Source organism: Aureivirga sp. CE67 (assembly GCF_015767245.1).
Taxonomy (GTDB): Bacteria; Bacteroidota; Bacteroidia; order Flavobacteriales; family Flavobacteriaceae; genus Aureivirga.
Window position 1 is genome coordinate 38,835 of sequence record NZ_JADOTV010000026.1, and the last position, 15,936, is coordinate 54,770.

At 28.1% G+C, this 15,936-nt stretch carries 15 protein-coding genes; 4 read left to right on the top strand and 11 right to left on the bottom strand.

From position 1 onward, the window contains the following. Positions 1 to 18: 18 nt before the first annotated feature. From I0K12_RS19840 to I0K12_RS19855, 4 genes are all read right to left on the bottom strand, one after another. Positions 19 to 246 carry a hypothetical protein gene (locus tag I0K12_RS19840; RefSeq protein WP_196889921.1) on the bottom strand — a complete coding sequence of 76 codons (228 nt, stop codon included), beginning with the start codon at positions 244 to 246 and terminating at the stop codon, positions 19 to 21. Between the two features lie 180 nt (positions 247 to 426). Then, entirely contained in the window at positions 427 to 1,716 is a 1,290-nt protein-coding gene (locus tag I0K12_RS19845; RefSeq protein ID WP_196889922.1) for a hypothetical protein, read from the bottom strand. Further along, positions 1,706 to 2,140: a DUF3995 domain-containing protein gene (locus tag I0K12_RS19850; RefSeq protein ID WP_196889923.1), complete on the bottom strand. Its 435-nt coding sequence runs from the start codon at positions 2,138 to 2,140 to the stop codon at positions 1,706 to 1,708. The genes I0K12_RS19845 and I0K12_RS19850 overlap by 11 nt, the downstream gene beginning before the upstream one ends. A 4-nt stretch (positions 2,141 to 2,144) precedes the next feature. Beyond that, positions 2,145 to 2,759, bottom strand: coding sequence for a hypothetical protein (locus tag I0K12_RS19855; RefSeq protein ID WP_196889924.1), 615 nt, complete (start codon positions 2,757 to 2,759; stop codon positions 2,145 to 2,147). A 116-nt stretch (positions 2,760 to 2,875) separates the two neighbouring features. Between I0K12_RS19855 and I0K12_RS19860 the strand changes: the two genes are divergently transcribed. Next, positions 2,876 to 3,463: a hypothetical protein gene (locus I0K12_RS19860; RefSeq protein WP_196889925.1), complete on the top strand. Its 588-nt coding sequence runs from the start codon at positions 2,876 to 2,878 to the stop codon at positions 3,461 to 3,463. A 37-nt stretch (positions 3,464 to 3,500) separates the two neighbouring features. Here I0K12_RS19860 and I0K12_RS19865 read toward each other — a convergent pair whose 3' ends face one another. From I0K12_RS19865 to I0K12_RS19880, 4 genes are all read right to left on the bottom strand, one after another. Continuing rightward, positions 3,501 to 3,926 (bottom strand): nucleoside-diphosphate kinase, encoded by a 426-nt coding sequence (locus tag I0K12_RS19865; RefSeq protein ID WP_196889926.1) that lies wholly within the window; start codon positions 3,924 to 3,926, stop codon positions 3,501 to 3,503. Between the two features lie 138 nt (positions 3,927 to 4,064). Next, on the bottom strand, positions 4,065 to 4,694 hold the full coding sequence (locus I0K12_RS19870; RefSeq protein ID WP_196889927.1) for a hypothetical protein: 630 nt from the start codon (positions 4,692 to 4,694) through the stop codon (positions 4,065 to 4,067). A gap of 11 nt (positions 4,695 to 4,705) precedes the next feature. Next, positions 4,706 to 5,269, bottom strand: coding sequence for a hypothetical protein (locus tag I0K12_RS19875; protein ID WP_196889928.1), 564 nt, complete (start codon positions 5,267 to 5,269; stop codon positions 4,706 to 4,708). Between the two features lie 75 nt (positions 5,270 to 5,344). Next, positions 5,345 to 5,959, bottom strand: a complete 615-nt coding sequence (locus tag I0K12_RS19880) for a hypothetical protein (protein WP_196889929.1) — start codon at positions 5,957 to 5,959, stop codon at positions 5,345 to 5,347. 166 nt (positions 5,960 to 6,125) lie between these two features. Between I0K12_RS19880 and I0K12_RS19885 the strand changes: the two genes are divergently transcribed. The 3 genes from I0K12_RS19885 (at position 6,126) to I0K12_RS19895 (ending at position 11,079) form a co-directional block, all read left to right on the top strand. Then, positions 6,126 to 7,742 carry an aldehyde dehydrogenase family protein gene (locus I0K12_RS19885; RefSeq protein ID WP_196889930.1) on the top strand — a complete coding sequence of 539 codons (1,617 nt, stop codon included), beginning with the start codon at positions 6,126 to 6,128 and terminating at the stop codon, positions 7,740 to 7,742. A 233-nt stretch (positions 7,743 to 7,975) separates the two neighbouring features. Beyond that, a complete protein-coding gene (locus I0K12_RS19890) occupies positions 7,976 to 8,809 on the top strand; it encodes a DNA adenine methylase (protein WP_196889931.1) in 834 nt (277 codons plus the stop codon). Further along, positions 8,806 to 11,079, top strand: coding sequence for a DGQHR domain-containing protein (locus I0K12_RS19895; RefSeq protein ID WP_196889932.1), 2,274 nt, complete (start codon positions 8,806 to 8,808; stop codon positions 11,077 to 11,079). The genes I0K12_RS19890 and I0K12_RS19895 overlap by 4 nt, the downstream gene beginning before the upstream one ends. A 246-nt stretch (positions 11,080 to 11,325) precedes the next feature. Here the strand turns inward: I0K12_RS19895 and I0K12_RS19900 are convergent, their stop codons facing one another. The 3 genes from I0K12_RS19900 to I0K12_RS19910 all read right to left on the bottom strand — a co-directional run. Then, positions 11,326 to 13,314 (bottom strand): OmpA family protein, encoded by a 1,989-nt coding sequence (locus I0K12_RS19900; protein ID WP_196889933.1) that lies wholly within the window; start codon positions 13,312 to 13,314, stop codon positions 11,326 to 11,328. Positions 13,315 to 13,325: 11 nt separating this feature from the next. Next, positions 13,326 to 14,276, bottom strand: coding sequence for a type IX secretion system membrane protein PorP/SprF (locus I0K12_RS19905; RefSeq protein ID WP_231372816.1), 951 nt, complete (start codon positions 14,274 to 14,276; stop codon positions 13,326 to 13,328). A 14-nt stretch (positions 14,277 to 14,290) separates the two neighbouring features. Beyond that, a partial coding sequence (locus I0K12_RS19910; protein ID WP_196889934.1) for a gliding motility-associated C-terminal domain-containing protein occupies positions 14,291 to 15,936 on the bottom strand: 1,646 nt, incomplete at its 5' end.

The window sequence follows — 15,936 nt, forward strand, 5'->3', positions numbered from 1 at the left end:
TTTTATAAAATTGAATTTTTAATTGACATAAACAACTACTGGATTACGTCCTTCGTTTAAACATTGTTGAACAAATAAATTTTCTGTCGCTTTATCTCCAAAAACTTTGGACCAAACAGCATTATTTCCTTCTTTACAGTTAACAAAACCGACATTTTCGACTTTCTTAACTTCTTCTTTTTGATTTTCTATTGGAGTGAAACTTGAAAAAACAAAAAGAAAACAAATGATGACCGCATACTTCATAACCAAACTATTTAAATTAAAAAAGTGTAGTTTTTCATCATGTTTTCAAGGTAAAAACAATTAGCAACAATTACTAATTTATCAATTCGATTAACTTTCTTTTAATCCCAAAAAAGTAGTTATTCTAAAGGTTTTCAAAATTTTTTATTAAAAATATTTTCTTTTTAAGAATTCTGTTTTTCACATCTTATCTATCAATATCTCCTTCCCTTCTACCCAATACTGCAAAAGTTTTTCGTTTGAACTCAGCTCAACAAAATAAAATTTTGAAAAAGCATCAAAAACTTCAGAATCCCAAACATTTTCGATTCCTACTCCATTTCCATCCAAATAATTAGAATGAATTAAAAAAAGTTGCGATTCATTTTCTTTTAAAATAAAACCTACATGCCCAGTATCAAATCCAATAAAATGAATTCCAACAGGTAAGGCTTTCTGGATTTTATCAATTTTAGACTGTGTATCATCAGCTTCTATTTCAATAACTTTTGTTTCTATCGCCAGATTTTTTGATTCATTTTCTGGAGAAAGTTGCGCCAATTTATATCTGTTTAAATTTAAACCAAGATCTCGAAGTGTTGTAGAAACAAAATATCCACAAGCAATTTCTCCTTCATTCGGAACAGAAGTATGTCCTTCAAAAGACCAAGGAGTTCCTTCCCAAAATGGAAAAATTCGATTTAAAAGTACTTTTTGAAATTGATTTGAAATACTATCTAAATTTTGATTTTTCAGAGATGTTCTTTCTTTTCTTATTTCTATTTTTACTGTTTTATAGCTTTTATTTTTATCCTCTGAAAGTTTATAATCTTGAAGTGTTTTTTTCTTAAAACTTGCTAAATCTTCAAACCTAATATAAAATGGAAATTGTTCTTTTATTTTAGAAAGTTCATTTTCATTTAAATCACAAAGAGAAACCGGAAAATGTCTTTTCACATAATCTTCAATAAACTCTAAATAGCCATTTTTTAAATAGGAAATTGTTTTTTCAATCGTTTCTAGTTTTATATCATCTTCCCATTCTAAAGAGAATTTTGAAGAATGTATATTTAAATTATTTTCATAATATTTAGGAAACCAATTCGGAATAGAATCTATCGAATTATAAAAACTTTCATTAACTAAAACCTCATCTTTATTACTAAGATTAATCGTATTAAAACTAGAATGCGCTAATGATTTTTTACAATTTTGAAACAAATTTGCTGTTATAAACTCCTTTCTAGATTTTATTTGAAAAAAAACATTTTCAGAACAAATAGCACGACCAAAATTCCTTTCAATATTTTTATAAATAGAATCTTTTGTTTGCGAAAAATCTAGTTTTACTTTTGGAATTGTATCTGAAACAATCAATAATTCTTGAGTATTTTTACAGTCAGTCAAATTCTTTATTTCTTCAGTTTTATTCGAACAACTTAATAAATAAAGAAATACAATCCCGGAAATCAGAATTAATTTATTTCGCATATTTTCTTTTATTTAAAACAATTATCAAACCTGAAATTCCTAAAAACAAACATAGTGGTGCAAAAAGAAAAGAATCTGCTTTTGCAAAAGATGTATTTGTCACTGTTTTAAAAAATCCTAAATATTTAAAATCTCCAATAGAGCGAATAATAAAAATAATCGGAACAAACCAATAAAAGAATTTGATTACTTTGTTTTGAATTTCTTTTCCTTGAAATTTCCACAAATATATAATGGCAAAAAACAACAACATCAATCCAACAAATAAAGTGTCAAAATTGGTTGGAGCTAAGAGTTTTTCGTAGTTCTCATTTGTAGGAATAGCATATTCTAACCAAAGCGTACTTCCTGTTAACCAAAAAAAATGAATCAAGGATAAAAAAAGAAATATTATAAAATTGATGATTGAAAGTAATTTTTTCATAGAGTTAATTTATAATTTCAAATTCTAATGGTTGTACTTTTATAGTTTTAGATTTATCGCCATATAAAAAAATAATATTGTGAAATACCATTCTATCTCCTACTTCCAAATCTTTCATTTCATTAATAGCTTCAGGAATAATTTTTGCTCCGATATTCTCAAAAGAAATTAATTTTCCATCTTTTTTTTGTATTAATATATTGTACTTTTTCACAAAAGAATCTCGATTAAAATCTAAACAACCTAGATCTGTAGTAGTAAATGAAATTTTAGAATGTTTAGGGTAAAAATCTTTTAAGGAAATTTTTGATTTATACACCTGATGACGATACTCTAGAATAGGTGTCATTTCCACATTTTCTCTTACTTTTATTTTTTCTTCAGTAATAAAAACCTCTTGATTCTGCTCATTTTTATAAAACTTCAAAGTGATAAAATCTTTTTGTTTTGGTATAAGTACCAGTTGACAATTTTCATTCGATTTTATTTCAGCATTTTCAGATTTAACTAATAATTCCTCACATTTGTAACCATCTAAAGAAAGTTTTATATAATTTCCAACAGCATAAACTAAGCTAAAATCTTTTTGAGGATTACTATACAAATTTTGTATTCTCATTTTTTGAGAAAAAACTCCTAAAGAACACAAGACAAACAATAAAAACAGATACTTTTTCATAATCATAAATAGGTATAATTTTTGCTAATATTTTGCTTTAAATTTAACGAATTAACATGAAAAAAATTACCTTATTACTTTTTATCTCTTTATTTATTTTTTCTTGTGGTGGTGTAAAAGAAATTAACATTGAAAAACCAGATCCACAAACACCAGAATCTTTAAAAACTTATTTAGACAAACGCAATGTAAATTATCAAAATACAGATTTGTATACTTTAGCAAGTTTTGAAGTGATGAATAAACTTATAAAAGAAGATAAATTTAATTTTCCTGAAATTTATTTTTTCAATAAAAACAAAGAAAGAGTAATCAACAGAGCAAATTTATCAGAGTGTTTTAATATTATTTCAGACATTAATGACGTCAATAAAAGTGAGACGGATTCTTCTGATTCTCTAGAAAATTGGACGAAAATAATTTCTCCTCTTTATACTGAAAATAAAACTGCAAATGCAAATTACGATGCTTATGTAATCATTAATTGGTTCACGGAAGTTCCTGAAAGTATCAATGAGCAATCTTTTAAATGGTATCAGGAAATCAAGCAAGAATTTGAAGGAAAGATGAATGTAAAAGTATTCTTAGTTAGCTTTGATATGCAAGAAAAATGGATTCCAAACAAAAAAAATCCATCAAATTAATGATGGATTTTTCTTATATGTTTGTTTCTCCTTAATATTATAATGAGAAAATTTCTCTTCCTGAGAAGTGGAATGCTCCTTCGATAGCAGCGTTCTCGTCGCTATCAGATCCGTGTACAGCATTCTCTCCGATAGAAGCAGCATACAGTTTACGGATAGTTCCTTCAGCAGCTTCTTCTGGGTTTGTAGCTCCAATTAAAGCTCTAAAATCTTCAACAGCATTTTCTTTTTCTAAGATCGCTGCAACGATTGGTCCTCTAGTCATGTACTCAACTAACTCTCCAAAGAATGGACGCTCTTTGTGAATTGCATAGAAAGCTTCAGCATCTGCTGTAGTCATTTGCGTTTGTTTCATCGCTACAATCTTGAATCCTGCAGAAGAGATTTTTTCTAAAATTGCTCCAGTGTGTCCTTTTTCTAATGAATCAGGCTTAAGCATCGTAAATGTTCTATTTGTTGCCATTTTTCTTAAATCTTATTGTATTTAAATAATGGCGCAAATATAGTGTTATTATTCTAAATAGTAAATATCTTTTACACTTGATAACAAAATATTCACTTTGAAGTTCTTTTAATATAAAACCTCCTGAATCTTTATAGATTATTCCTCTCCACTTTTTCTTGAAATCTGAAAGATTTTATCCTCCTGATACATCTTATATACCTCATCTTTAGAAATTCCATATTTCAAATTCGGATTATAATTTTCAGCTTTATTTATCCTTCTCATTTTCATAATTCTAGAAGAATATTTTGAATTTGGTATCACAAAAATAGAATCCTCGCTTACCCTTTCTACTTTTAAATAAGAATATCGATGTTTATCGTTTATTTTATAACTATACAAATCTCCTTTTTTTGGAGCTTCTAAGTATAATTTTTCTTTTTCTTCATAACTACCATCATCCATTAAAAATACCATAGAAATAAAACCACATAGAATTATTAATCCACTAAAATCTGTAGCTTTTATATTTTTCTTGTCTTTTACTAACTCATAACCATGAATTAATTCTGGAGACATTTTACTTTTCTTAAACTCCGATTGACAATACAAACATTCTGCTTTTCCAATTTTTCCTAAAGGGAAAGTCGGAATCCAAAAAATGGAGAAGATTTTTTTATAAACTTTAAATAACATTCCTCCTTTTTCATTACAATTCGGACAAGCTATTTGTTTATTTTCTTCTGTATAAATTTTTACTTTTTTGTATTTAAAATATAGAAACATGGGGGTTATTTTTATTTTCTTATGATAATTAAAATACGGATTAGACTAAATAAAATAATAGGATATAGAATCCATTCTGAATAATAAAACAGTAGTTCTAAAATAGATGATGGCAAAGAAATATCCTTCATATCATCTGGATTAAAAAGCTTTTCTTTATTTATAAAACTAACAGCTTTGATTTCTGGATTTGTAATTTTTGTTTCTAACAAAAATTTTTCATCATTCTCAAGTTCCAGTTCTCCTTTATAAACATATTGAAAATCTCCAGATAAAATGGATTCCATAGTAATCCCACCAAATCCTGTATTCTTTTCTTCAAGAACAATTAATTTCTTTTCGGATGCTATTTTATTTTCTAGATAAATATGATCATCAAGAAAAGAATCATTATTGTTTAATTTTACATAAAATGCATAAGATCCTTTTTTCAAAAACACCTCTGAAAGTGGTTTTAATTCAAACTCATAATTATTTTTTTGAAAGTGTTTTTCTTGTTTATAATTCTCATAATAATAAAATCCAAGAATTATAGTACAAAGAAGAATTAGTCCAAGGTATAATTTTATTTTCATATTTTTTTTATAAAAAAAAGCATAGTTAATATATCTATGCTTTTTAAATTATTGTAATTATTATTTAAATATTACTTATATCTTGATTTTCAATGTATTTAAAAAAAGATCAATAACTTCTCTTTCTTTTTCACCTTCATTCATTTGCATTGTCATAATCATAAGACCACTATTGTTTTTCCCGTAAGAAGCCACAATAAATGTCTCTACTTCTCCTCTATACTCCATGACTGCTTCTATTCCTTCAATAATAGTTCCGTCTGCTAATTCTTTTTTAAATGGTTTTTCAGTTTTAGTATAACCATAATTCAAACTTTCTTTTGTTATTTCCATCAACATAAAACGAACTAAACTCGAAGGATCCATCGTTGTATATTCTTGAACCATATATCCTGTTCCTGTAGCGGTTGCAAACATTAATTGTTGAATTCCACTACCTATATCTGTAACAGACACAGATCCGTTTTTTGGATATTTAAAAGAAATCATCGAATCTGAAAAAGTTAATTCATTTGGCTGAATCAATTTCATAGAAACTTCTTTTCCTCTTTTTGGTTTAAATTTAAACTCTTCTCCTAAAGAAACTGGAATAGTATCATTATCAACAACTAAAAAATAATTCCCAGACTCTTGACTGTTAGCAACACTTGCTATTAAACAAACTAGTAATGTTAAAAAATATTTTTTCATGATTTTTTATTATTTATTTACGCAAATCTAGTTTATTTTTCAACTTACTCCCTACATATATTTAAAATATTTAAGAAACAAAATGAAAGAATATCAATAAAACGAATTAGTTTTTAAGCTGTTTTTTTCCGAAATTTAAGAAACGAAGATTTTAAATTTCGGAAGAATGACAGCAAAAGAAGCTTTTGAGTATGTAGATGCAAAAAAATGGAGCGAAACTTCGGTATATGAACGTTTGTATTTACTAGAAGAAATCAAGGATAATTTAAAAAAACATGCAGACGAATTAGGGCAATTAGAACTCGAAAACAAAAATAATTTTGCAAAAGGAGCATATTATCGAGTTCCAGAATGTTTGGCTGGAATTGTCTATCCACTTGCTACAATTATCAATGCTTGCGTACACCTCTACGAATCTTTGTCTAAAGGAAAAATGCCTGCTCCTGAAAATATACATCAAATCAATGATACTTTTTATGATGTGGAAGTTCATCCTCTCGATATCAAAGAAAAACTTTTAGCGAATACACAAACTTTTCATCTTCACATTGAAGGAAAACCAAGACAAATAAATCCTTTAGAAAAAAAAGCTGGAATTATTGCAATTCTTGGAGCCGGAAATTATAGTTCCACACTGGAAATTATCAAAGCTTTATATCTTGAAAATTCGGTTGTAATCTTCAAATCACATGAGTTAAACAAAAAAACAGATAAAATTTGGCGCAAAGTTTTTGCTCCTTTGATTCAAAAAAAAGCAATTGCTTTCTGTGATTTTGGCGAAGGTAAAAACATGACACAATTAGAAGGTCTTTCTAAAATATATTTTACGGGTGGTTACGAAAATGCAAACATCATTTCTAGAGCTACAGAAACACATCTAATTTCGGAATGTGGAGGAAATAATCCGTTAATTGTTGTTCCTGGAATAAGAGATTGGACTAAAAAAGAAATGGAACATCATGCAAATCATATTGCAACTGCTGCAAAATTAAATGGAGGTGCTTTGTGTGGTCGTCCACAAACAATTATTACTTCTAAAAAATGGAAACAACGCGCTATTTTCTTACAAACTTTAAAAGAAGCAATTACTAAAAACACTCCAGCTTCTGGGACCTATTATCCAAATTCGGATAAAATAAAAGAGCAATTTTTGGAAGAACATCCAGATTCTGAAATTTTAAAAGCTGATTGTAATTGTGAACCTGAATGTGATTGCGAAAGCTCAGAATTTATATTTATAGAAAATGTTGCACATGATAGTTATGCTGTAAAAACAGAAGCTTTTTGTCAAATCATGAATGAAGTTGTTTTAGATGTCCCAGATGATGTAAATATATTTTTAGAAACAGCTACAAAATTTTGCAATACAAAACTACATGGAACGCTGACTTGTATGATTTTGATTGACAAAGAAACAAAAAAAGAACATCAAGAAGCTTTATTGAAAACTTTGCTAGATTTAAAATATGGGAGCATTGCTGTAAACGCGAATCCTGTTTTAATTTTCTTAACGCCTTTTCTTACTTGGGGAGGAAATGAAGATGGCGAAAAATTAGTTTCTGGCAATGGAAATTTCGGTAATATCTATTGTTTTGAAAATGTAAAAAAGTCAATACTTGTAGATCATTTTATGTCTTTAGGTCATATTTTGAGAACGAATCAAAAAGCATATGATCATCTTACAAAACATATGACAGAATTTGCATTAGATCCAAGTTGGATTAATCTAACTCGACTTCTTGGTGGTGTAGTTATAGATAGTTTTCGTGGAAAAGATTTTTGAGTAAAAAAATTAAACTTTCAATATCAATATTATAAAATAGCCTTAGTAAAAAAATTCCAAAAAGTAATATCCTTCTTTACTACTTTAATTAATATTTTTATTTTTTACGGATTTCCACATTTTTATTCTTTTAAATTCATTTAATTTTGGTTGATATATTTTCTTTTTATCTAAAAAAGATTATTATATTCACACTTAATATAAACACAAAAAAACGCTTATGCTATTAAAAAATGACTGAAAAAAATAAAGTAAAACCTTTTTTAAGATGGGCTGGTGGAAAAAGATGGCTAACAAAAAATATAAAAGAATATTTACCTAAGGAATTTAACAATTACCATGAACCTTTTTTAGGAGGAGCTTCAATATTTATCTACCTTAAATCAAACAATTTAATAAATGGAAAATCGTATTTATCTGATTTTAACAATGAATTAATCAATGCATATAAACAAATCCAATCTAACCCAAAAATTATAATTAATGAGCTAGAAAAACTTAAAAATACAAAAGAAGATTATTATAAAATTAGAAGCTCAAATCCTAAAACTGCTACTTTAAAAGCAGTTAGATTTATATATCTAAATAAAACATCATTTAATGGTATATATCGTGTAAATTTAAAAGGAAAATATAATGTTCCTTATGGATATAAAAAAACCAAAAATCTTTTTGAATTTGAAAATATTATGAAAATTAGTACTTTATTAAAAGATGATGTTGAGTTTCATTCTAAAGATTTTTATTCAATTATTGATAATATTAAAACAAATGATTTAGTGTTTTTAGATCCACCATATACTGTTGCTCATGAAAATAATGGTTTTGTAAAATATAATCAAAAGATATTTTTATGGGAAGATCAAAAACGTTTAGCAAATTTTTTACAAGAAATAAATAATAAAAAAGCATATTACATATTAACTAATGCAGCTCATGAAAGTGTTGATGAACTATTTTCGAATTTGGGAAAAAAATATAAAGTTCAAAGAAGTAGTAGTGTTGGAGGAAAAGGAGCTTCAAGAAAAAAAGTCAATGAATTTATTTTCACAAATATTCAATTATGAAAAAAGAAATTATTAATCAATTACTTCAACAACTTATTTCAGATAAAGATCTAGAGAAAAATCTTAGACTTAGAAAAAAAACATTCATAAACAAATCTATTCTTAATAAAAATATTGATGAATACAATAATTTAATAAAAGATGGCTGGGAACTAGATAAAAAATTTAAAAACTCCAAAAGACTTAAAAAAGAAAAAGAAAAGGTAGTTCTTTTTAAAGATAAAGTTTGGTGTTTATTTGCATCTCTTGGCTTTCAAACAATGAATATTGACTCCGAATTTAAGCTAAACTATAGTAAAAATGATGAAAATTTATCAAAAAAAATCGATGTTTTTGCTAAAGATGATGAAACTATATTATTGATTATTTGTAAATCTTCAATCGAAAAAAATAAAGAAAGTTCATTTGAAAATGAATTAAATGAAATTAAAAATATTATTGGAGGATTAAGAACTACAATCAACCATTTATATCCAAACCAAAAGCTTAAATTTAAATTTATACTTGCTACAGAAGATTATTCAATTTCGGAAAATGACAAAAAGCTCTTGAATAATATTAATGGTATTCATTTTGACGATGAAATCATAAAATATTATTCAGATATGCAAAAACAAATCGGATATTCATCTAGATACCAACTACTTGGATCATTATTCAGTGGGCAAGAAATTCCAGAAATAAATAATCAAATTCCTGCTATTAAAGGAAAAATGGGCGGGAAAACATATTTTTCTTTCTCTATTGAACCAGAAAAATTATTAAAAATAGGTTATGTACTTCATAGAAATAAAGCAAATATTAATATGATGCCAACTTATCAAAGAATTATACAAAGGTCAAGACTAAAGTCTGTCCATGAATTCATTGATAAGAAAAAAGGTTATTTTCCTAATTCCATTATTATCAGTATTAATTCTGAAAAAGATTTGAAATTTGACAGAGCAAATACACAAGTTAAAAATTCAATTTCTGATGTAGGTATTTTACATTTACCTAAAAAATATAGATCAGCGTTCATAATAGATGGTCAACATCGATTATACGGATATGCAAATTCAGAATATAAGTCTAAAAATTCAATACCAGTTGTAGCATTTGTTAATCTTGAAAGAGAAGAACAAGTTAAATTGTTCATGCAAATTAACGAAAATCAAAAAGCGGTTTCGAAAAACTTAAGAACAACTTTGAATGCAGATTTATTATGGACTTCAGAAAACTATTTAGAACAACACAAAGCCTTAAGATCTAGAATTTCAATAACATTAGGTGAAAATAGAAACTCGGCATTATTTGATAAAATTTCTATTGGTGAAGATAGAAGAACAATAACACAAGAGGCTTTTGATAAATCATTAAATCAAAGTAATTTTCTTGGAAAAGTTACTAAAAATAAAGTTGAATCTTTAGGAACAATATATGATGGGAATTTAGATAATACATTTGATCATTTGTCTAGTTTTTTACGTTTAACTTTTAATTATATAAAAGATAGTATACCTGAAGTTTGGAACTCCGACAACTGTATCATTTTAATTAATAAGGGTATATATGCATTTATAAAACTACAAGATGATATTATAAATATGTTAATAGATAATAAATCTCTAAGTAAAGAAAATTGTTCAAATACATATTTTGAAAAAACCAAAACATATTTAGATACTGCAATTAATTTCATTAAAAACATCGATGAAGAAACTAGTGAATCTTTACGAAAAGCATACGGAACAGGTGGATATTTAAAATATTGGAGAACTTTACAAATTGCTGTAAGAGATTCTCATGAAGAGTTTACTCCAGATGGTTTAGATGATTACATAAAAAAAGAAGCAAAAGAATTTAATTCAAAATCTTTTACATTAATAGGAGATATTGAATTATCTTTCAAAAGAAATTTTAAAGAAATATTACAAGAAGAATTTGGCGAAAATTGGTTTAAAAAAGGCGTACCTCATCAGACTGCAAAAAAAGCAAATGATTTAGCTTTTGAAAAAAATCAAAAGATTGAAAATATTGAAGATGAAGTTGATAATTGGGACTGCCTGACTCTCATAGCCTATAGAAGTATTGCGTTAAATAACTGGAAAATATTTGAATATAAGTATGCTGATCCAAAAGAGAAAAAAAATGCTAGTAAAAATAATAAGACTAAGTGGATGGTTAAACTAGAAGAAATAAGAAATCAAATTTCTCATCAATATTCTGTAACAGAAGAGGATTATTATTTTTTAGAAGAATTACATGATAGATTAGGTCTCACACAATAAAATAAGTTGCATTTGCAAAAGGGATTGTAGTGGATAGCTTTTGTTTTTTCGAAATTTAGAATTTCTTGGAAACGGAGGCGACCAACGGAAGCCCACGGCTGACATAGAAATTCTTTTTCGAAAAAAGCAAAACTAGAAACGGAAAGCCCGACCCGAAATGTAATGGAGGGATTTGCCCAAAAAGAAAAAAGACTATTTAAGTATGGATGCTTAAATAGTCTTTTTTGATATTTCATTGAGAAGTTTTTAGTTATCTAAAACGATGAAATCACTTCTACGGTTTTCTTCATGTTCTTTGTCAGTACATTTTACACCATCCTTACATTTGTTCAAAATTCGAGTTTCTCCGAATCCTTCTCCTTCAATTCTGCTAGGATCAATTTTTCCTTCTTTAATCAAGAAATCTACCGTCGATTTGTTTCTAGATTTTGATAATCTTAAATTATAAGAAGCTTTTCCACGAGCATCTGTGTGCGACTCTACTTTGATTCGCATTTTTGGATACTTCTTTAAAACTTGGATTATTTTCAATAATTCTTCTCTTGAACTTTTACGAATTGAAGATTTATTGTAATCAAACTGGATAGGTTTCAGACCTAGAAGTTCACGTAAATTTTGTCCTTTTTTGAATTTATTTAAATCTACATCCACAATTTGCTGCTCCCCTTTTGTATCCACCATCACGATAGTTTCCATTTTTGGTAACTGATTTAATTTAAGCGTAATGAAAGTTTTCTTCTTTCTTCTAGGCACATAAGCATCTTTATGATCTGGGGAATATTCTTCTTTTGATCCAATTGCTCTAAACGATTTTTCACAATCTACTTTGAAAGAAAATGTTCCATCGTTTTTAGAAATCATTTCTTGATGATCGTTTTGATTTTCTTTATTCATCAAAGCAACTTTTGCTCCAACCAAAATAGCATCCGTTTGTCTTTCTTTTACAATTCCGTCGATAATTTGGTAACATTTTGGAACTTTAAAAGTATAAACATCATCATTTCCCTTTCCTCCTTTTCTGTTTGAAGAAACAAATCCTGTTCTGTTTTTTGACAAATATTCTGCATAAGCAAAGTCATCATTCGAACTATTTACAGGAATTCCCATATTCTCAACATATAAAGGTTCTTCTAGAGATTTTGTAAATTCAAATTCGCGAATCACAAAATTATCCAAACCTCCAAGTCCAACATGTCCGTTAGAAGCGAAAAATAAATCTCCTTTTTCATTGATAAAAGGAAAAGTTTCTTGTCCTTCTGTGTTTACTAATTCTCCCAAATTCTTTGGAGTTCCAAGATTTCCTTCACTATCTAAAGTAGAAACAAAAATATCCGATTTACCAAGTGTTCCTGGCATATCTGAAGCATAATAAATCTTCGTTCCAGCATTGTTAATCGTTGGATGTGCGATACTATAATTTTCATTATTAATTTCTACCAACTCTGCTTCACCCCAATTTCCTTCACCATCTTTTTTAGCTCTGAAAAGTTGCAAAAGATTCACTCCTGTTGAATCTACATATTCTCTATTTTTCACAATATTATTTCTTGTAAAAAAAGCAATTTCACCATTTGGCGTAAAAACGATAGAAGATTCGTGAAGTTTTGTATTAAGTTTTTTGTTGAAAAGTTCAGAATTCGCTTGTGTAGAATCTGTCTTATAAATATCTAAAAATGGCTCATTATTCCACTTATACTTCTTTCCATTTTTTCTGTTGGAAGCAAAATAGATTTCATCTTCATATAAAAATGCTCCAAAATCAGATTTTTCACTATTGAAAACTGCATTTTTCAAAATAATTTGTCCTGAAAAATTATCGATTTTAGACAAATAATCTTTAGACTCTAAATATAATTTCGCACGAGAATCTGAAGGATTTTTAGCTACAAATTCTTGCATCCATAAATCTGAATATTTATAGTTCTCCACATATTTGTAAGCTTGTGCAATTCTATAATAATATTCTGGCTCAATCTCCACTTCTTTGTTTGAAAAAAGTGCTGTATACCATTTGATTGCCTCTTCCATTTTATTATTAAAATAATAAGTATTGGCCAATCTTTTGTATACTTCCGGAGAATTTTCTCCAGCCTCTATAGCTTCGTTATACTTTTCGTTTGCTTCTATATAGGCTAAATTTTGATACTTTTTATTTCCTTTTTTCATTTTTCCTTTCTGTGCGAAACTAGACACAGAAAAGAAAAATGAAAGTGTTATGATAAATATTTTCTTCATTTTCAATATAATTAAAAGAATCTTGGTGATAAATAAGGGGAATCTTTTCTGAACTCAAATCTTAGCATGATTTCATGACTTCCGTTGTTGTAATCTTGTAGATCTGTAGTTGTATAATCATAAGCATAACCGATGAATAAATCTTCTGTTGCTTGAAAACCTACTAATCCGCTTACAGAATCATCCCAACGATATGCTAAACCAGCTGTGAATTTCTCATACAATAAAAAGTTCGCAGAAAGATCAACCGTTAAAGGTGCTCCGGCTACAGCTTTTAAGAATGTTGAAGGTTTGAATTTTAAATTTTCACTTAAATCAAACACATAACCACCAATTAAATAATAGTGTAATCTTTCTTTTCCTACAGCATATTCATTTTCTCTAAACTGTTTTGTAGTTAAAAAACTTGGCACTGAAAGACCTACATACCATTTTTTGTTATGAAGGTAAAAACCTGCTCCAATCGTTGGAGAATATTGGCTAATATTTTCTCTAAAAGACTGATCTTGGTTTTTAATTTTTCCTTTGTTCCAATCCATATTCAAATGATTGAAACCTCCTTTTACACCAAAAGATAATTTTAAATCATTTTCATTTAGTAATAAAGTATAAGAGAAATTTGCATTTACATAAATTTCACTTGCAGGACCGATTTTGTCATTTACAACCGTAAGCCCAAGTCCCATTTTTTTATTTCTAAGCGGCGAATGAATTCCGAAAGATTGTGTTTCTGGAGCTCCAGATATACCGACCCATTGTGATCGGTATAATCCAGAAATACTCAGTACATCTCTTTGCCCTGCATAAGCAGGATTTATCGCCATTGTATTATACATATATTGTGTATACTGCGGCTCTTGTTGTGCAAAACCACTTTCAATATTCGTGATTAATGCTATAATTACACATCCTAATAATTTATAAAAAGATGGTTTTTTAAATGTATTAAATATTGTTTTCAAAGCTTTCTTCGTTTTTATCTATTAATATATAACCATCCTTTAATAGGCTCTGTTCCATTATTTAAATTTAAAATATAGAAATATGTTCCTACTGGTAATTTATCAGACTCTTTGATGGTAGCATCTGCTTTTGAAGTTCCATCCCATTCGTTTAGATACCCGTTTTTCTCATAAACTTTTGTTCCCCATCTGTTGTAAACTTCCAGTCTATTATTTGGATATCTTTCAATACAATCGATGATGAAAGTATCATTCACCTGATCTCCATTTGGCGAGAATTCGTTATAGATTAATAAACATTGTGGTTCTGTACTTGCTGAAGCTGTATTATTTGAAGAATCGCTATCCATTCCTCCTTGGTAAGAAGTAATTTCTGCAATATTTTCATAATCTCCATCTCCTAGAACCTTCACTTCAATTTCTAAGAATTCTACAGCAGTCACAGGAAGTGTTTCAATAATCCATTCTCCTGAAGTTTCAGAGTAAGTACCTAAAGTTGCTTCTGCACTTACAAATTCATATCCAGAAGGAATAATTTCTGAGATAGTAACATTTGTAGCAGTTACATCTCCTTCATTCATTAATGTAATTGTAAAGATTACATTGTTTCCTACAACTGGACTTAAATTATCTACTTCTTTTAATAATGAAATTTCAAATAAAGAATCAAAAATAATTTCTGTTGGATCATCTTCAATATTTCCATCTGTATCATCTCCATCATTACTCGCATCTGTAACACTCGTTCCATTTGGAGTTTCTCCGCTTGCAATTGCAACATTGTTTACACCTCCAACATCTACATCTTCTTGTGTAATTATATAAGTTGCAGTATAAATAGCAATTTCTCCAACCTGAATAATCCCCTCTGTACTTCCTAAAGTAGCATCTAAAAATTCTGGTTCCGAAGTCAATGTTAAAGTTTCTCCAAGAGCATTTGTGAAGATATCTTCAATAGTAATATTCCCTAAAGTTACATTTCCAATATTTTCAACAGAAATAGTATAAACAATCGTATCTCCTACTCCTAATTTACCATCTCCATTATCTTGAATTTCTGCTGTTTTTTCAACATCTAAACTTGGCTCATCTAAACTTACTGTATCAGGAATTACTAATTCTGTTTTATCATCTTCCGTATTTCCATCCGTATCGTCATCATCATCTGAAACATCTGAAATTTCTTCTCCTAGCGGAGTTTCACCAGTTACTGTCACAGAGTTTTTAATAGCACCAGAATCAACATCTTCTTGTGTTAAAATATAACTTACTGTATACGTTGCTATTTCATTTACTTTTAAAGTTCCTTCTACACTTGCGTCTGATGAAGAAACAAAAGTTAAATCTAAAACTGTCTGATTTCCATTGAAATCTTCAATCGTATCTACTGTATTGATATTTGACAACGTTACATTTCCATTATTTAAAACAGTAATTGTATAAACAATTTCATCTCCAGCATTTAAAATTCCGTCATCTTCATTATTAATTTCAGAAATTACTTTTACAACTTCTAAACTTGGTAATTGTTCTAAAATAGTAACTGTCGGATCTTCCGTTTCTGTTGTTACATCTTCTGGATCATCTGATAATGTATCTTCAATAACTGTGACACCATCAGGTAAAGTTGAAGTTACAGAAGACTGCACTGTATAATTTC